The following is an 18,699-nucleotide window of genomic DNA, read 5'->3' as shown; positions in this document are numbered from 1 at the left end:
ACCATGACTGCATTGAAAAATCCATCGAATGAATACTCCTAAAACTTTGCCGATCGGTCAATCGATTTTAGAGGAGTCAAGCGATCGAATTTCAAGCGGTTTCGAGCCAATCAAAAATGCGATCGAGTTGTTCGATGGTGACTAAACCGTATTGCCAAAGAACCATCGGCAAGGGAGTCGGATCTTTTTCCCGATAGCGCAGGGTAAAATCGTGACAGATGCGTTCGGCAAAGGCGATCGCCGACGCGGAAATCGCCAAATCGTCTTGTAGAAATTCGATAAATTTAGAATAAGTTGTCGGTGCCATTGAGCTTTATTTGCCTCCCGATTCGGTTGACCTCCAAATTTTGTCATTTCCAGTTGGGTTAACTGGATGGGGTGTAGCCACTGTTCGATCCGTCCACTCGATCGGGTACGGGGTCGTAGCGAGAGTGGCGAGGGGGTTTCAGTTCCTCGCCCGGGAGCGTTCTGGGGAACGCCGGAGGCGGGGAGAACGAGGTTGGTTTCGCGGTGAACCCCTGGCGATCGCCGGATCCGAGCGAGATGGAAGTCGCTTGCGGCCTGCAAAGTTTGCCTTATCGAGCTGTTCGGGCTAGCTTTGCCGTTCCTTCAGCCTTACAACTTCGCGATCGCGGTGGAGCGTGCCGTTCTCGACTTCGTCCGGTTCGTCAGTTCGCCCGGAGGAAGCGAAGTAACGAGACCACACATTACTACTGCAGCACTTTCTTCAAGCAAGTGCATCCGCAGATTTACAGATTTTCCTGTTGGTTTGGGTTCGGCTGAATCAGCTTTTCTACTGAAGCGCGATCTCCCGTCGTCGGAATCCCTCGAAGTTGAGAGCCTATTTGGCTTTCGACGAGGTCGAACCTCAAGGGTCGGACGCGGGGCCGAACCCCTCTCTCACACACTTTAAAAATTAGGTGCTTTGTAGCCCTCGATCGCGAGGAGGATTTAACCCTACAAAGGTGTTCGCCAGAGGTTTTGGATTCTTTGACGCTCGTGTGTTTGGCCTTCGCTTTTTCGACCTCAAGATGAGGTTTTCGAGAGCTAAATTGTCGTGACAATTTTCTCTGAGCAAAGGCCACTAAGATAGACAGCTTAACAAAGCGCTACGATCTTGTACAGACGTAAACATTCTTATTTTAAAGTAATTTCAATAAGTTTTGTAAAGGAATTGTCAAGGTGAATCATCAGTGGGGGAGAGGGAGCGATCGAGCCATTCGACGGTGAGGCGATCTCCTTCGCGAATCCCGAGTTCGGCGGCGCGACCGCCGGGTAACTCGATGACGTTATCGATGAGAATTTCCGGGGGCGGACCGTAAGTGGGACAAGGGTCTTCAGTACAAGGGGGGATATTGGCGCCGATCGCCTGCACTCGACCGTCGCGCAAAAACAGCATATCTAACGGAATCGAGACATTTTTCATCCAAAAGGTTACGGGTTGGGGAGGGTCGAAAGGAAACAACATGCCGCGATTGGGGTCGAGACGGTCGCGATGCATCAAGCCGATCGCCTTTTGGGCGGGCGATCGCGCCACTTCGAGTTCGATTTCCACCTCGCCGACCTTCAATGTCGCTTCGATCGGCAGCCGTTGACCCAAAGCGGGAGTGCGAACCCCCGAAGGCGAAGGCGCCGGAGGCTCCGGCGTCGGTTCTCCCGAGGTCGCGGGGGGAGTGCAGCCGAACAAATTCAAAGAGAGTAGGACCATCGTTACAGCTTGCAGCAAGGCGATCGGGCGATCGCCGCCAACTTCCTCGGAAAAACGGGACTTGAGCCACTTCAACACCACCACCGACCTCCTCCCTTACGGTTCTCGCAACACGTAACCGACCCCTCTAACGGTTTGAATCAACCGTTTTTGACCGTCATCTTCCATTTTCAGACGCAAATAACGAATATAAACTTCGATCACGTTCGACTCGCCCATAAAATCGTAACCCCAAACATTTTCGAGAATTCGATCGCGCGTCAGGACTTCTCGGGGATGTTCCATCAAATATTTAAGCAGGTCGAATTCCTTCATCGTCAGCTCGATCGTGCGCCCGTTGCGTAATGCAGTGCGCGAGGACAAATCCAGAACCAAATCGCCAAAGCGCAACTGTTCGCTTCCGGACCGATCCGGTTGTAAGTAAAGGCGGATCAGTTCGAGAAAAGGTTCGCTGCGATAGGGTTTGAGGAAATAATCGTCGGCGCCTGCTTCCAAACAGGCGACCCGATCTTCGACGCTATCGCGAGACATCAACATCACCACTGGAGTGCAGTTCCCCGTGCGCCGTAACTGGTTGCACGCCTCCAGACCGGAATCTCCCGAGAGCATCCGGTCGATGACCACGAGGGCGGGTTGCAGTTCCTTTGCCCGTTCCAGACCGCTTTTGGCATCGCCGACGACGACGGGTTGATAGCCCGCTTCTTGGAGATCCAAACGCATTTGCTCGGCTAACACGGTGTCAGCTTGCATCAGGAGAACGCAGGGACTGGCTTCGGGAGTAAGTGGATTCATGATGGGGTTGCGACGCCGGGAGTCACGAGGGGAGCGATCGCGTCACGACGGAATGGGAATGCCGCGCCATCGGAGACCCTCACGGCAATTCCACTGACGCGGGTTTGGCGATATGAGGAAGTCCCCAACCGAGTTTTTCCCGTAAAACTTGGAAAAATTCGTTGGGTTGCAAGCGAATAAAATTGGCCGTATAGGGCGATCGCTCTACATAAACCCGTTCTTCGGGCAGCACGTAACAGCCTGCATTGCCATCCACCACCATCACCAACGGATCCGGATTGGCGGAAAAAATCGTGGCGGGTTCTGTATTGGCGAACACCAACGCCCGAGAAGCGAGGGAATGAGGACAAATGGGGACGAGTTGCAAGACGGGAACTTCCGGGGTAATCACCGGACCGCCTGCAGAGAGGGCGTAAGCGGTCGAACCCGTCGGCGTCGAAATGATAATGCCGTCGGCGGCGATATCGATAGGCGCGTGGCGACCGATATCGATTTCAAAATGGCACATGCTCGTAAGCGGTTCCCGGTGCAAGACCATTTCGTTGAGGCAAAGGGCTTCCCAGGTACTCACTTCATCTCGGAGAACCCGGACGGTGAGCATCGAGCGGGTTTCGATTTCGTATTCGCCCGCGATTACTTTGTCGATCGCCTCGGGGAGTTGGTTGACGTAAGTTTCGGTGAGGAACCCCATGTGTCCGGTGTTGACCGTCAGCAGGGGAATACCTGCGGTCGCGACTTGGCGAAAGGCGGACAGTACCGTACCGTCGCCGCCTAAAACGAGGGCGAAACTCATGGTTTCGTCAAAGCCGCGAGGGGTCAGGCGTTCGATGGGCGTGTGACAGATCGGTTTTTCCGGACCGGAATAGCCTAACAGTCCACCCATCCCCGTCGCCATTTCCACGTCCCACCCTCGGGCGGTCAGTTTGTCTTTCCACTCGTGGGCGATCCGACAAGCGATTGGTTTAATGTCGTTGTAGATAATGCCTGTTTTCGGCACAAGCGAACAAGTCCAATTTAAAGTGATTTTTTCACGATCGCGGCGTTGACTGATTGGCGCCAGCGACCTAGATGAGATACGCGCGCTTTGGCAATAAGCCAATGAAAAAGGTTGGAATTAAACTCGGTCGGACGGGCAAGCGCCGACCGGGTTTAATTGTACCAGAAAGCTCTGGCGTGGCGATCTGAGGCTGACCTCAAAAGGGATTGCGGCGTTTCGGCTGTTTCTTGGCGCGATCGCTGTCGTAATCGAGCTCTTTGAGTTTTTTGAGGATGCGACTGAAATATTCTTGCAGGTAGCTTTCGAGGGTGGTGGTGTCGTTGGGGTCGAGACCGAAGGCTTCGTACACTCCTTCCATCGAGCTGGTTAGGGGTTTGCCCGTCGCCAGGACTTCGGCAAAGGCGAGGCGATCGGACACATTCCAGCCCCATTGGAAAAAGCGCGTCAGGCGGCGAACCGCCCGCAACAGTCCGAGGGGAATACGGGTGATTTTTGCCCGTTGACCGGACAGGCGCTCGCAGAGTTTGATGATTTCTTCGGACGACCAGGGGCGATCGCCGACGACGGGGAAGGTTTTGTCCTCCGTTTCCGGTACTTTTAGAGCCTGCACCGCAAATTTGGCGATATCTTGGGTGTTCATATAGGCGATCGGCGCGCTCTGTCCGGTAATCCAGACCGATTGATTTTCTAAAATCGGGATCGCGTACTGACCGATCAACCCTTGCATGAATCCCGCCAGTTTCAAAATCGTATAGTTGAGCCCCGATTCGGCGAGAAACAGTTCCGTACATCGCTTGATTTCCATGAGCGGGACTTGGGGATAGCGGTCCGCATCCAGGATCGAGAAGAAGACATAGCGATCGACATTCGCCGCTTTCGCCGCTTGGATGAGGGCGACCTTACCTTCCCAGTCCACATCGCGAATGCTCAAGGAATCCGTCGCTCGGGCGGTCGCTGCGTCGATAATCGCCGTGACCCCTTCGAGCGCTGGAGGTAGGGTTTCCGGTTCGCACAAGTTTCCGCGTACTAATTCGGCGCCCCATTCTTTCAAAAAGGCCGCTCTCTTATAACTTCTGACTAAACAGCGCACCGAGTAGCCCTCATCTAGGGCGCGCCGCACGACTTGTCTGCCGAGCGTACCCGTAGCACCGACAACCAATAAACTCATTCAGGATTAATGACGAAATTTTAACTTTTATGAAATTTTATCAGAAATCGTTCCTTTTTCCCCTCGTTTTGCCCAGTTTTGCTGAGAATTTAAGCAAACTTTGTGTTTTATATAGTATATATAAATTCGATCGGGCGATCGCCCCTCCAACGACAACAGCGCTGCAACCCCTTGCGATCGCGAGGTGCAGCGCTGTTTTTTTGCGCCCCGATGCCAGCCATCCGGGCGCCAATCGGGAGCGGTCTACTCCTCGGCGCCTTGCACTTTGAGCAACAAGAAGCCGAGAGCCAATCCCACGAGAATCAGGGAAAAAGATAAAAACGCTGCATTAAAAATTTCACCAGCCATCAGCCAATCTCTCCTCTATGAATGACAAATCGAGGGTGCGATTCCATACCCGACCGGACGAACCAGTCAGCAGTTACACCGTCGCAACCCGAATTGTAAACCAGTTTGGCGCGCCTCTTCTAGCGCGCAATCGAGAAACCTAACTCCGGTTCGTCGATCGATCCGTTCGGAGCCAATACCCAACAATTGAGTCGTGTTCGGCTCATATTTCTCTGCAAATTCCGCCTGTTGGCCGATCGCCCTCCCAATTGCTTTCAAACGGGTCATTGACATCCTCACCGCTCTGGAAGGACGGTGAGGATGTCAAACTTTAACTCCGGTTTGCACTCGCCACAAGTTTGCGTAAATACCGGGGCGATCGAGTAGTTCGTCGTGGGTTCCCCATTCCACCAACCGCCCGCGTTCCATGACGTAGATGCGATCGGCGTGGCGAATGGTCGAGAGACGGTGGGCGATCGCGATCGTGGTGCGATTTTGGATGATGCGATCGAGCGATCGCGCGATCGCCGCTTCGGTTTCGTTGTCTACCGCCGAGGTCGCCTCGTCGAGAATCAAAATCGGCGGATCTTTCAAAATGGCGCGGGCGATCGCGATCCGTTGGCGCTGTCCTCCGGAGAGCTTTTGGCCCCGTTCGCCGACGATCGTATCGTACCCCTGGGGCAGTTGGGAGACAAACTCGTGGGCTTCCGCGATCGTCGCCGCCGCTACGATTTGCTCGCGATTGGCGTCGAAGTTGCCGTAAGCGATATTTTCGGCGACAGTTCCGTGAAATAAAAACACGTCCTGACTGACGAGGGCGATCGCGCGGCGCAAATCCTGCAATTGCAACTGCTGGATGTCGATCCCGTCGAGGGTAATTCGTCCCGATCGCACTTCGTAAAGCCGCAGTAAGAGCTTGACTAACGTACTTTTCCCCGACCCGGTGGCCCCGACAATGGCGATCGTTTGACCTGCACGAACCTGGAAGGACAGGTTTTCGACGACCGGGGCGCGATCGTGGTAGGCGAAGGTGACCTCTTTAAATTCGATCTCACCTTTAATCGACTCGACGGGTAAGGGGCGATCGCCCGGATGGATGGCAATCTCCGTATCCAATAAATTCATCACCCGCGTCACCGACGCCATCGCCCGTTGATACAAATCTAAGGTTTGACCCAAGCGCGTGAGCGGCCACAACAAGCGTTGAGTGAGAAACACCAGCAGGCTATAGGTTCCCACCGCCAGCGTCCCTTCTACGGCTGCCATGCCGCCAAAAAGGAGAATCCCGGTAAAACCGACGATAATCACAAAGCGAATCAAGGGCACGAAAGCCGCAGACAGGGCGATCGCCCGACCGTTACTTTGTCGGTAGTCATTGCTGTAGCGTTCGATCCGCTTGGCTTCGTAAGCTTCCGCCGTAAAGCTTTTGATCGTCGCGATGCCGCTTAAATTGTTCGCCAGTTGGCCGTTGAGAAGACTTACTTTCTCTCGCACTTCAGCATAGCGCGGCGCGAGGGTGCGTTGAAAGGAGATCGATCCGGCCACGATAATCGGGATGGGAACGATCGCCGCCCAAGATACACTCGGTGCGAGAACGATAAAAGTTGCCCCGACGACCAACACGGTCGTAGACACTTGTAAAATATCGTTGGCACCGACATCGAGAAACCGTTCGAGTTGGTTGATATCGTCGCTGAGAATCGACATCAATCCCCCGGTAGAACGTTCCTCGAAGTACGCCATTTCCAGGTTTTGCAGGTGGTTGTAGGCGTCGAGGCGCAAGTCATGCTCGAAGGTTTGGGCGAGGTTGCGCCAGAGGCGATCGTAGGCATACTGAAACAGCGATTCCAATCCCCAAGTCACAAAAGTAAGAATCGCCAAAACGACTAATTGCGAAAAAATATCTCTCACGCCTAGCTGTGCGATTAACGAGTCTTCCTGACGGACGACGACATCGACCGCCGCACCAATTAACGCAGGAGGAGCGAGATCGAAAAGTTTGTTAAGAATAGAACAGGCGATCGCTTGCCCAATTCGCACGCGATAATCGCGTCCGTAAGCGAGCAAGCGTTGGAGGGGATGCACGGTCATGTTGAGTTTTAGAGTTTAGATGATGGAGTTTGAACGAAAATAACTCAGAATTGTCCTTAAAATCACTTATTTTTATGATGATTGACCGATTTGATTTTCTTGTAAGATTTTGCGGCATTCGTCAATTTGTTGTACGGCAAAATCCGGGGCTTCACTGATGCCGATTTCTACAAAAGGATCGAGGGCGATCGGTTCTCCTTTTTCGACAATCCAGGGGTTTTGACCTTCTTCTAAATTTCCCATAAGTTCGCTGTTAAAATAAGCATTGGTGACGTCATCAATGCGATCGCTGCCCGCTTTTCCTTGGAAGCAGCTACTGCTATCCGTACCAAATCTGTAAAGTTGTCCGACAATTTGGGAACCGCTTTTTTCAAAAATGAGATATTGTTGTCCGGGGGCTTGCGGATTGTCAGTTTCGCCGTAAAAATAGTTACCGTCGGGCATCGTTGACAATCCATTGCTAGCAGGATTAGGCGAAACTTGAGGTTCCGGAATATCTTCCGGGGTATCCGGTGTGGATGGAGGCTGACAACTCGCCAAACTTAAAGCAAAAGTTAAGGCGATCGCGCCGAATAGTTTTCGATTTGAAGAATTCATTGCGTTCCTTTAAATTTAATATTGTTAGCAACAGATTGTTGACAAAAGTTGATAGCGATCGTCCCCCGATCGAAACGTTTGAATTTATTTCAATGTCTGACAATTTTAACCAAATTGGCCGCTTTTGTTGCTTTTAAGCGGGCTTCTTGAATACTATCGCCTTTCGCTAAAGCAACTCCCATACGACGGTAGGGACGAGAATCCGGTTTGCCAAATAAGCGTAGATCGACATCGGTATCCACTAAAGCGTCATCCACTCCGTCAAAGATAATAGAATTGGAATGTTCCCGCGCTAAAATGACGGCACTCGCCGACGGACCGAACTGTTCGATCTTGGGAATGGGTAAATCGAGAATCGCTCTTAAATGTAACTCGAATTCATTCAAGTTTTGCGAGATTAAGGTTACCATTCCCGTATCGTGAGGTCGCGGCGAAAGTTCGGAGAAAATGACTTCGTCGGAAGTTACAAAAAACTCGACTCCAAAAATCCCCGCCCCGCCTAAAGCGTCGGTCAGTTTAGTCGCAATCATTTGAGCTTGTTCGATTTGACTTTTAGAAAGTGCAGCAGGTTGCCAAGATTCTTGATAGTCGCCGCGTTCTTGGCGGTGACCGATCGGATCGCAGAACAATGTCGGCCCTTCCCACTGTTTAATGGTGAGTAAAGTAATTTCAATTTCAAAGTTAATGAATTCTTCGATAATTACTTTTTGAGTATCGCCTCTCGATCCGGCGATCGCCTCATCCCAAGCTCGTTCGATCTCCGTGGGATCGGTGACGATCGATTGGCCTTTTCCAGAAGAAGACATCACGGGTTTAATCACATTTGGAAAGCCAATCTTTCGGCAGACGGCGATCGTTTCTTCTAAGGTCGTTGCATAGCCATATCGAGCGGTTCTCAGCCCCAATTGGGTCGCTGCCAGTTCGCGAATGCGATCGCGATTCATGGTATAGTTCGTGGCTTTTGCCGTAGGAATGACTTTGATTCCTCGGCGTTCAAATTCGGCGAGTTTTTCCGTTCTAATCGCTTCAATTTCTGGTACGATAATATCCGGTTGGTGCTTCTGAACGATCGCCTCTAAAGCGTCGCCATCGAGCATAGAAATCACTTCCGATTCATCGGCAACTTGCATCGCGGGAGCATCGGGGTAGCGATCGACGGCGATCGTTCTATTTCCCAAACGTTGGGCGGCAATTATAAATTCTTTGCCGAGTTCCCCGGAACCGAGTAACATGATTGTTTGAGGAATTTTCATCATGTTTTTATTGCTAAAGGACTGACTTATTGTAAACCGAAATAGTCATTTTTGAAATTTCCAGGTAAAAGTCGTTTAAAATATCCTTACAACGATGCAGGTTGCTGGACTTATCAATCTACTAAAATCCAGACTCTAAAATCTAAAATGCCAGAATATTTTGCAACAGTTGCCCGAGGGTTAGAAACGATCGCCGCGACCGAGTTAGAAAAGTTAGGAGCAAAATCAGTCAATCCCGAATTTACAGGGGTTCGTTTTACGGGCGATCGCGCTCTATTATATCGCGTTAATTTATGGGCGAGAACCATTTTTCGCGTACTGATGCCGATCGCCGATTTTCGCTGTAAAGATGCACGGATGCTTTACCGAGAAATCGCTCAAATCGAGTGGGAAAAATATTTAACTCCCGAGCAAACTTTAGCCGTGAAGGCGACGGGAAAAAATCGACAACTCAACCACACCCACTTTACCGCCTTGCAAGTGAAAAACGCGATCGTCGATCGCCAACGGGACCACTTCGGCTCGCGATCGAATGTCGATACCGAAAATCCCGATTTACTCGTCAACCTTCACGTCAACCGCGATCGGGCCGTTCTCAGTTTAGATACCACGGGAAACAGTTTACACCGTCGCGGCTATCATCCGGCCATGGGAAAAGCTCCATTAAAAGAAAGCCTGGCTGCGGCGATTTTAGAGATGGCGGAATATTCGCCAGACTTGCCTTTTTTCGATCCTTTATGCGGGTCGGGAACGTTGCCCATCGAAGCAGCTTTAAAAGCTAAAAAGATCGCTCCGGGGTTATTTCGCGATCGCTTTACCTTGATGAACTTCCCCGATTTCGATGACGAATTGTGGCAACAGTTGTTAACTGAAGCAGAAGCTGCGGAAAACAGCGAATTACCTGCCCCTATTTATGGCACCGACGGCGATGGTTCCGTACTCGCCGAAGCCCGAGTCAACGCTTTGAATTGCGGTTTGGGACATCAAATCGAGTTTCGACAACAAGAGTTTGCCCAAATTGAAGCGCCGGGCGATCGCGGGTTGCTGATTTGCAACCCTCCTTACGGCGAACGCCTCGGTAACGCAGAAGAGTTAGGAGATTTTTATCAATTAATTGGAGATATTTTAAAGCAGCGTTTTACGGGATGGACGGCGTATATTTTATCCGGAAATAAAGAGCTGACCAAGCGCATCGGTCTGAGAACCTCGCGCCGGATTCCGTTTTACAACGGTTCTTTACCTTGTACCCTGCTTAAATATGAATTGTATTAACCGTTGAGATCCTTGGGTCGTCGCGGGCTCGATGCCCGCGCCACAGATTTGCTAGTTTGGGATTAAGCTTGCGTTTGACGGTCGATCCAATTGAGTAACCATAAAGCCGTTGTCAATCCGGCGAAATGGGCGACGATCGTATGAGTATTACCCAAGACCAAAAAGATATCTAGGGGTTGGATGAAGCGGCTGAGAGCGGACGGGTCCGAGAAGACAATCCCTTGAGAACTGAGGGATTTAGCTAATAGGGTGCCGTTAATAGCTTCGGCGCCTAAGAGAGCTAAGAGCATACCGACTAAATTAACCATCAAACCCCGTCGGATCAGTTTGACCGTATCGGCTTTTTTGGGGCGTAAGTTGGGATTGGTCGCTTCGAGTTGTTTGGCGAGGCGGGTATAGCGGAAGGCCCAATAAATGCTAATTCCGAGGGCGACTAATCCCAACACGGCGAAAAAGGTTCCCGGTCCGGCGCCGGGATTGCGCGTCACGGTGGTTGGACTGTCCCGGGGAATGGCGAGGGGAATCGAAAATAAGAAAATCAGTCCGGCGACGACAGCTAGAACGAGTTGCACCCAAAAGCTAATCCAGCCGACACGACGCAGGGCCGGAATGACTCGTCGAACGGTGGGTGGCAGTGCGGGGAGGTCGGAGTTATCGGGCATATGCTCGGTGGACTTAAGGGCAAGGCGTGCGCCAAATCGCACTGTTTCTATGCTAGACGATAACTGTCCTCGATCGCCTCGAAGGGGAGGTCGCGATCGCCATGCGATCGTCAGGTTTTCGTTACGAGCTGGAGGAGATCGCTTATCTCAAACCTCGGACAATTGAGAACCTTTAACCGTATTGTACCGTCGCTTTTCCGAGAAGCATCTACTAGGGATTCGCTCGGTTGACACGGGGAGTTTCGCGGCGATCGCCCGTTGATTGGTATCGGGTTAGAAAGACCCAAGAATGGCTTCCATCCTGATATTGCCTTGCACTTCTGGTACTAGGGGTAAGGAGCTGACCATCTCGGGGTGTGCCTCCCGTTCTCTTGTCATTCTTCGTTCTGATTGCCATCTCAGGGATCGGACAAGAGGATCGGGTATCGTTTCTCGGCAAAGGCTTCGTGCTTTTGCTACGGCGATCGCCGTCCCAAGAACACATTTACCCCACAGCCACTGTTTTTTATGGACAGTATGGGTGTGAGTAATGAAGCTCCCATCATCAATTGAGAGGGATCCACGTGAATGATTGTGCCAAACCAACCGAGCTGCCGACGTTGGCAACGGCGATTTTAGCCAGCCGAAAAGGTCTTGTCTGTGGCAGCAATGCCCGCCCTTTCAATTGTGTTCGATGTCTGGGTCAACCAATGCGTTGAGTTTTGATGGGGATTCCGGTAAAGCTCAATTGTATTTTTAAGCCTTAAAACGGTATGCTTGAGTATCGATTCTTAGTTTCATTGAAGCGACTTAGAAGTTGGAATTGCCTGTCCGAGGGATCTTCAATGAACGATTTCGATCGCCGCGATCTACTTAGATTAGGGTTTTCTATCAGTGGGCTGACACCGAGTCTTTGAATCGGTTCTTTTTCGCCAGTCAGTCCGGTTGAGGGGGGTGCATCGGCAAAGCTGAATCGCAGTAATTTCATGCGAATGATGACCCCAAGCCGATTAAATTTAAACATCGTCTCGATGGAGACGATTCTCCCGTGTATTTTTTTGAGTTTTAGCTAGGGTCAGAACGCGATCGCGTTCGGCCCGATCGCCATGCTCCTTTGACCGTCGGGGAAAACGGCTAACCTCCTGCTGACGAGCAGGAATCGGTGGGGAACAGTCTTGATTTTGCCAGCACTTCAGTCTTTGATTCAGCACGGTTCACCTTTTATTCTGCCAAGGCCAAAATGGAAAAAAATTCGCGTCATTCTAGCAATCAATTGAGGACGAATTCCCAAAGAGCCATTCCCAATGATGGAGTTTCGACCGACCGAAATCATTCGGTTACGACCACGACCACGCCGATCGCGATCGGGATTTGATGGGGTATTTAGCGGGTAAATCAGATGAAATTTGAAGATATCTATCAGTTTTTTCAAAATCCCCCACCCATTTACTTGAACAAGGAACTAACCGTTTGTTATGTCTTGTGGGTCTTATTAGAGGAAGATTCTTACGGAACCGAACTAATTCAACGGTTGGAGCGCGACTATTCCAACTATCGGCTTTCCGATACCGTTCTCTATAGCGCGCTCAAATTCCTCGAAACGGAAAATACCATCAGGGGATACTGGAAAAAGGTAGAAGGGCGGGGAAGACCGAGGCGAATGTACCAAGTTAACCCAGATTGGCAAGCCAAAGCTAGAGATTTAGCCAAATTGTGGCAGCAGTATGTCAACGGTCAGCACCCCCTTTCCTCGAATACGAAAGCCACCACATTGCGAACCAATCACGGAATGGGTTGAGGGGGCGCCGATCCCTTGTATTCTCCCTCGATAAAACCCCATCTACTCGGATGTGGAGGCTCTTGTAGAGGCGTGCCGTGGTGCGTCTCTACATCAGTATGTTTAGGATTGTCGGGATTGTCGGGATTTTCAAGAGTTAGGGAGCCTCTGGGTTGCCGGAGGGGTTCGGTCGGCGCTCGGATCGGCGATCGTACAATAGAGGTCGAGTCTTTCCTTCCTCTACCATGAACGCCCGATTTAAAGCCTGGTTGCGGCAGTGGAGAAAACCGTTACAGGTGCTATCGTTATTCGGTTTTTTCCTCAGCACGATCGCGGCAGTGTATATTTTTACCACGTTGGCGATTCAACCCGCCAGCGATCGCCCGTCCCCGGTCAAATCGCCTTCGACCGCCGTCGTTCCCGTTTCCAATTGTGCTACCCCCAGTGGCGGACCGACGGACAATCCCATCGCGGGCGCCTACGGCGAACGGGCGTATCCCTGGACGGCACAAATTCCCTGGAACTGCGTTTATAACGTGCAAGATTTCGAGGGCAATAGTGCGATCGCCCGCTTCAATGCAGCCCGGGATGCCGCCGCCCGTCGGGGGGGCGGCGTCGTCTATTTTCCCCCGGGAATTTACGAGTTTTCTGACAATTTAGAGTTGAAAGATGGGGTTGTTTTGCGCGGGGCGACCCCAGGGACAACCGACGCCGGATCCGATCGCTACGCGCCACCATCAAAATTAGTTTTTCCCGAATACAAACCGCAACTTTCCGGGAACGGAACCCCGAACGAAACCGCTTTTAAAACAATTACGACCGAAAACGGCGATCGCGATTCCAATCTCGGTTTAGTCCATTTAGATATCAATCGAGCCGCCATTTTGCTCGGAACCGATGTCAGTCGCGCTCAAAATAAAAATATCGTCATTTTTGGTGTTCGCAGCAATAACGTCGCGCGTCCGGATCCCAACGTCCCGGATTTATCCTTTCAAGCCCCCTGGATGCGCTACAGCGATCGGTTTGCCACCAATATTAAAATTAACGCCTTTGAAAATGTTTTAATCGCGAACAATCGGCTCAACGATGCCATTACCGATACTTACGAACAACCGGGCTACCGTCTCAAATCTGCCAAAGGCGACGAAATTATTACCTATTCCGAAGGCGATCGCGTTCCCTTCGACTATGCCAATCATTATGGAATTGCCGTCAATCGCTCCAAACCCGGCGGCTTCCAACTCAATGCCGATCCCAACAGCGAACCGGGACTGTTTCGCGAAGGCATTGAAATTCGCGATAACTGGGTTTACCACACCATGCGCGTCGCCATTCACGCCTCGGGAAAAGAATTGAAAATTAGCAATAATATTATTCGCGATCGCCCAAACAAACAATGGTGGACTCATCCCACCGGACTCAAACAACCTACGGGAGCGGTCACTTTAGAAAATCGGGCGATCGATTGGTCTGGATGGGAGGTGACCGTGGAAGGAAACGATTACCAAGTTTACCGACATCGGATTATGGATTCCGACTATTTAAGTGTAGATGGCGAAGGAATCCTCATTCAAGAATGCTGTGGCGGCAGCCAAGTAAACGGCGCAAAAATTGCCAACAATCGGGGAAATTCTTATATTGGATTTTATAAAGTCCCCGACATTAAAAATGTCGTTGTTTCCGGTAATGAATTACTTTCTAATGTCACCAACACTGCGTTAATTTACGTCAACGCAGATACGAATAATGCCCCGCACCAAATGCACGACGTGCGCGTTGAAAATAATCGCATCAACGGCAATATTTTCGTGCAAGCCAGTGCGGGAGGCAGTAATAATACGATCGCCAACAATCGCGGGGGCGATCGCGCCGAAATCGAAGCCTCCTGTCATGTCGAAATTAGGGATAATTCCGGCTTTACCGTTAAACCTTGCCGGGATTGAAGCCCCGATCTCCAGAGCGATCCAAAAGCATGGGGCGATCCTGAATCACCGCGAATCTATTGCTGTTCGCGATTGGGTTGGTTATAAAGGGATTGGTCGATACCCCACTCAAACGCCAATGACAGGTCACGAGGGGATTTGATGGGATAAATTTCTCCCGAATCGACAGTGTTTTATGGTTGGGAATAACCCAGAGAATCACATGGCATTGAATAAATTCTGGCTCGGTGCGATCGCCCTTCTCTCCCTCCTCTTAGCCGCATCGATCGGTCTCAATATTCTCCTTTACAATCGAGCCAGCAAATATTATTTAGAACTCAATCAAACCCGATTAGATCCTTATGGTCTCGATCGATATCGAGACGATCGCCAAAAAACTGAAAATTCCGAAAAAATTCGAGTCGTCTTTTTCGGAGATTCCCGAGCCGCCGATTGGGTCGCTCCCGACAACAATCGCTACCAATTTATCAATCGTGGCATTGGGTCGCAAACCTCGATTCAAACCCTCGGACGATTCGAGCAACACGTGCGATCGCTCGAACCGGAGATCGTCATTATTCAAGTCGGAATTAACGACCTCAAAACGATCGCCTTATTTCCCGATCGCCGCGAGTCGATCGTCGCCAATTTGCGGGAGCATCTTAAAGCTTTGGTGGACGCTTCCCGGGAGTTAGGAGCCGTGGCGATCGTGACGACCATTTTCCCCGTCGGTCCGGTTCCCCTGCAACGCCAACCCTTTTGGTCCGACGAGATCGAGAAAGCTGCGATCGAAGTCAACCGCTACATTAAAACATTAGCGGGGGAAAACGTGGTTGTTTTCGATACCTTTACCGTTTTTGCCGACGATCGCGGGTTGATCTTTGCCGACTATCGTAAAGATGAATTACACGTCAACGATCGCGGATACGCCCGACTCAATCGCGAGTTATTGCAACTGCTCGATACCCTTAATTTAGACCGTTCGGGTCAGGAAACAACCCAGTCAAAATCAACACCTCATCGAGTCGATCGCCGAGATTTTTGAGCAAGAGAGAGGAAATTTTCCAGCAGGTTTGGAAAGGCCAAAGCATCCCCAAACCTCGCCCACGAAATCTACAATTCGATATAGGCTTTAACCAGATCCGGAGCGCGTTTGAGCGTGAAGCCAACTTTTTCGCAAACCCGTTGCATGGCTCGGTTTTCCGAGAGAATTTCGGCGTTGATACGCTGCAATTTTTCCTCGCGACCCCATTGAATCAAACGTTGGAGCAGTTCGGTTCCGAGTCCCCGACGCTGGTAAGGATCGCTGACGAGCATGGCAAATTCCGCTTCGGGAAGCCCGTGCAGTTTCGTCAACCGGGCGAGGGCGATGATTTCGCGTTTTTGGGTTTCCGGGTTTTTGTAGTCGGCGACCAGGGCGATTTCGCGATCGTAATCGATAAAACAGATGCGAGTGAGCCGTTCGTGAGCGATGCGCCGACTCAGTTTCATAATGCTGAAATAGCGCAGGTACACGCTTTGTTCGGACAAGGTTTTATGAAACTGAACCACTGCAGGTTCGTCTTCCGGACGAATCGGGCGCACGGTAATGTTAGTAGAGCCTCCCATCATCCAAGAACTGACGTATTCCTGCGGATAAGGACGGATCGCCGTTTTCGGCAGTCGATCTTCGGGAGTTTCCGGAGGATGGAGCACGACGCGGGCGTCTAACGCCAGGAGGCGATCGCTCGAAGCGAGTAAGGGATTGATATCCATTTCCTTAATCCAGGGTTGTTCGATCGCCAACAGGCTGAAACGCACCAAGATCTGCTCTAGGGCTTCGAGATCGACCGCTTTACGTCCTCGCACCCCTTTGAGGGCTTTGTAAATCAAAGTTTGTTCCATCAACCGACGGCTAAGGGTAGAATTGAGCGGCGGTAAGGCGATCGAGCGATCCTTAAACACCTCCACCAACTGTCCCCCCGATCCAAACAAAATCGTCGGACCGAACTGAGGGTCGATGCTACTGCCAATAATTAACTCGTAACCCCCATTGAGGTCGATCATCGGTTGGACCGTGACCCCGAGAAAATGTTCCTCGCCTACTTTGTCGCGAACCGACTCGAAAATATGACGGTAAGCCCAGCGCACCGCTTCCGCATCGGTGAGATTCAACTGAACCCCGCCAACATCGGTTTTGTGGGTAATCGTTTTCGACAGGAGTTTGACGACGACGGGATAGCCGATAGAATCGGCGCAGGCGACGGCGTGGTCTTCACTTTCGGCGATGCAGGTCTGAACGATGGGAATACCGTAAGCGGCGAGAATTTGCTTCGATTCCATTTCCGAGAGCATCGTCCGTCCCGATTCGCGAACACTATTAATAATCTTGCGCGCCACGTCGCGATCGGGTTTTCCATCTTCCCAATCAAAGGTGAGGGTCGGCGTTTCGTAGATACCGCGCAAGTTGTAACTGTAGCGCCACATTAAGTTAAACACCCGTGCTGCCGCGTCGGGATAGCGGTAGGTGGGGATATTGGCACGGTTGAGGATCGCTTCCCCAGTAGCAATTTCCGGACCTCCCATCCAACTGGCTAACAGCGTTTTGTTGGTGTTGTTGCCGTAATGTTTTAACTCTTCTGCGGTTTGGGTCGGATTGGTCATCGCTTGCGGGGTTAAAATGACCAACAAGCCCTCGCTATTGGGATCGTCGATCGCCAGTTGCAAGGTTTTACTGTAGCGTTCGGGATTGGCATCTCCTAAAATATCGATCGGGTTGCCGTGACTCCAGTGCTTCGGCAGAAAGGCATTGAGTTTGTCCGTGGTTTCTTGGGACAGATGCGCCAGTTCGCCTCCGGTCGCGATTAAGGCATCCGTGGCTAAGACTCCCGGTCCCCCGGCGTTCGTGATAATGCACAGGTGCGGTTCTTTAGGCAGTCGGGGCTGTTTCGCCAGCATTTCCGCCATGTCGAACAGTTCGGAAATATGCTTGACCCGTAAGACCCCGCAACGCCGGAAGGCCGCGTCTAGCACTTCGTCGCTCCCGGTAAGCGATCCCGTATGAGAGGCGCAGGCTTGGGCGGCTTCTTCACTTTCTCCCGCTTTAATGACGACGATCGGTTTGGTCAGGGCGACTTCGCGCGCCGCCGACAGGAACGATCGCGCGTTGCCGACCGATTCCATATAGATGACGATACTTTCCGTGCGCGGGTCGTCGCCGAGATAATAAATCAGGTCGCCCCAATCGACATCGATCATCGAGCCGACGGAAACGAAGGCGCTAAAACCGACGTTTTCCGAAAAACTCCAGTCGAGGACGGCGGTACAAAAGGCGCCGCTTTGACTGATAAAGCCGACGTTTCCCGGTCGCGCCATCGTACTGGCAAAGGTGGCATTGAGGCCGCTATTCGGACTCATCACGCCGAGGCAGTTCGGCCCGATAATCCGCATTTTGCCTTGGGCCGTTGCCATAATTTGCCGTTCGAGTTCGACGCCTTCTTTGCCAATTTCTTTAAATCCGGCAGAAACAATAATCGCACTTTTAACCCCCGCCTCCACACATTCTTTGATGATGCCGGGAACGGTGCGCGCGGGAGTGGCGACGATCGCCAGATCGACGGTTTCGGGAACGGCGGCGATATTGGGATGGGCTGGAATGCCGAGAACGCTGTGACGTTTGGGGTTGATCGGGTAGATGATGCCCCCAAAAGGATGACGGATCAGGTTCCACAAGAGGATCCGACCGACGCTTCCTTCTTTTTCAGTCGCGCCGATTAAGGCGACGCTTTGCGGGGCAAAGATCGTCCTGAGCGATTCTCGTTCCGACCTTAAAATGTCATAGGCCGGATCGGTCGTAAATTGTAGCGTCTTAATCATAATTGCTTCTTCCTCGGTATAAAACCATTGAGCTGAGGCTCGGATTGTCGCTCGGGCAAAGAGCGCGATCGCGTTCCCCCTTCCTCGGAGTGCCCTACTAGAAAAACTAGAGGGTCGTTCGGGTCGAAAAGGGGAAATTTGGCTTATTTTTTGGCCTTTAAAAGCGTCATACTGATGCCCATCGATCGCGTTGTCGAGATTGAAAATAATAGTTTTCTCTTGACTCGGATCGAAGCTTTAGATCGCCTTTGTTTTTGATTTCTCTCTGAGGTATGGCTCCGCTACAAAGAGAAGGGTGA

The 18,699-nt window shown here is 51.4% G+C and carries 16 protein-coding genes; 4 read left to right on the top strand and 12 right to left on the bottom strand.

The annotated features are described in order from the left end of the window. Window positions 1-91: 91 nt before the first annotated feature. From JJD41_RS07805 to purT, 10 genes are all read right to left on the bottom strand, one after another. On the bottom strand, window positions 92-307 hold the full coding sequence (locus JJD41_RS07805; protein WP_168569536.1) for a DUF2949 domain-containing protein: 216 nt from the start codon (window positions 305-307) through the stop codon (window positions 92-94). A gap of 870 nt (window positions 308-1,177) precedes the next feature. Then, window positions 1,178-1,786, bottom strand: coding sequence for a DUF192 domain-containing protein (locus JJD41_RS07800; RefSeq protein WP_370583756.1), 609 nt, complete (start codon window positions 1,784-1,786; stop codon window positions 1,178-1,180). Between the two features lie 18 nt (window positions 1,787-1,804). Beyond that, entirely contained in the window at window positions 1,805-2,500 is a 696-nt protein-coding gene (nblR, locus tag JJD41_RS07795; RefSeq protein WP_200665433.1) for a response regulator transcription factor NblR, read from the bottom strand. Between the two features lie 79 nt (window positions 2,501-2,579). Then, window positions 2,580-3,497, bottom strand: a complete 918-nt coding sequence (locus tag JJD41_RS07790; protein WP_200665432.1) for an NAD(+) kinase — start codon at window positions 3,495-3,497, stop codon at window positions 2,580-2,582. 196 nt (window positions 3,498-3,693) lie between these two features. Further along, a complete protein-coding gene (locus JJD41_RS07785; protein ID WP_200665431.1) occupies window positions 3,694-4,665 on the bottom strand; it encodes an SDR family oxidoreductase in 972 nt (323 codons plus the stop codon). Between the two features lie 243 nt (window positions 4,666-4,908). Beyond that, the gene (gene petM, locus JJD41_RS07780; RefSeq protein ID WP_168569531.1) at window positions 4,909-5,013 is read right to left on the bottom strand and encodes a cytochrome b6-f complex subunit PetM; all 105 of its coding nucleotides are present in this window, start codon (window positions 5,011-5,013) and stop codon (window positions 4,909-4,911) included. Between the two features lie 66 nt (window positions 5,014-5,079). Further along, window positions 5,080-5,280, bottom strand: coding sequence for a hypothetical protein (locus JJD41_RS07775; protein WP_200665430.1), 201 nt, complete (start codon window positions 5,278-5,280; stop codon window positions 5,080-5,082). Window positions 5,281-5,316: 36 nt separating this feature from the next. After that, window positions 5,317-7,083 (bottom strand): ABC transporter ATP-binding protein, encoded by a 1,767-nt coding sequence (locus JJD41_RS07770; RefSeq protein ID WP_200665429.1) that lies wholly within the window; start codon window positions 7,081-7,083, stop codon window positions 5,317-5,319. Between the two features lie 72 nt (window positions 7,084-7,155). Next, window positions 7,156-7,680: a hypothetical protein gene (locus JJD41_RS07765; protein ID WP_200665428.1), complete on the bottom strand. Its 525-nt coding sequence runs from the start codon at window positions 7,678-7,680 to the stop codon at window positions 7,156-7,158. 89 nt (window positions 7,681-7,769) lie between these two features. Beyond that, on the bottom strand, window positions 7,770-8,936 hold the full coding sequence (gene purT, locus JJD41_RS07760) for a formate-dependent phosphoribosylglycinamide formyltransferase (protein ID WP_459543059.1): 1,167 nt from the start codon (window positions 8,934-8,936) through the stop codon (window positions 7,770-7,772). 144 nt (window positions 8,937-9,080) lie between these two features. On the opposite strand from purT, the gene JJD41_RS07755 reads away from it, so the two are divergent. Then, on the top strand, window positions 9,081-10,205 hold the full coding sequence (locus JJD41_RS07755) for a THUMP domain-containing class I SAM-dependent RNA methyltransferase (protein WP_200665426.1): 1,125 nt from the start codon (window positions 9,081-9,083) through the stop codon (window positions 10,203-10,205). A gap of 62 nt (window positions 10,206-10,267) precedes the next feature. Here the strand turns inward: JJD41_RS07755 and JJD41_RS07750 are convergent, their stop codons facing one another. Further along, a complete protein-coding gene (locus tag JJD41_RS07750; RefSeq protein ID WP_200665425.1) occupies window positions 10,268-10,867 on the bottom strand; it encodes a DUF3611 family protein in 600 nt (199 codons plus the stop codon). A 1,378-nt stretch (window positions 10,868-12,245) separates the two neighbouring features. On the opposite strand from JJD41_RS07750, the gene JJD41_RS07740 reads away from it, so the two are divergent. The 3 genes from JJD41_RS07740 (at window position 12,246) to JJD41_RS07730 (ending at window position 15,590) form a co-directional block, all read left to right on the top strand. Further along, window positions 12,246-12,644 carry a PadR family transcriptional regulator gene (locus JJD41_RS07740; protein WP_168569515.1) on the top strand — a complete coding sequence of 133 codons (399 nt, stop codon included), beginning with the start codon at window positions 12,246-12,248 and terminating at the stop codon, window positions 12,642-12,644. Between the two features lie 224 nt (window positions 12,645-12,868). Beyond that, on the top strand, window positions 12,869-14,566 hold the full coding sequence (locus JJD41_RS07735; RefSeq protein ID WP_200665423.1) for a glycosyl hydrolase family 28-related protein: 1,698 nt from the start codon (window positions 12,869-12,871) through the stop codon (window positions 14,564-14,566). A gap of 202 nt (window positions 14,567-14,768) precedes the next feature. Next, complete coding sequence (locus JJD41_RS07730; protein ID WP_200665422.1) at window positions 14,769-15,590, top strand: SGNH/GDSL hydrolase family protein; 822 nt, start codon at window positions 14,769-14,771, stop codon at window positions 15,588-15,590. Window positions 15,591-15,658: 68 nt separating this feature from the next. Here JJD41_RS07730 and JJD41_RS07725 read toward each other — a convergent pair whose 3' ends face one another. After that, on the bottom strand, window positions 15,659-18,400 hold the full coding sequence (locus JJD41_RS07725) for a bifunctional acetate--CoA ligase family protein/GNAT family N-acetyltransferase (protein ID WP_200665421.1): 2,742 nt from the start codon (window positions 18,398-18,400) through the stop codon (window positions 15,659-15,661). Between the last annotated feature and the right edge of the window lie 299 nt (window positions 18,401-18,699).

This window comes from Oxynema mangrovii CENA135 (genome assembly GCF_016632315.1).
GTDB lineage: Bacteria > Cyanobacteriota > Cyanobacteriia > Cyanobacteriales > Laspinemataceae > Oxynema > Oxynema aestuarii.
This window is presented reverse-complemented; position numbering and strand designations above follow the sequence as displayed.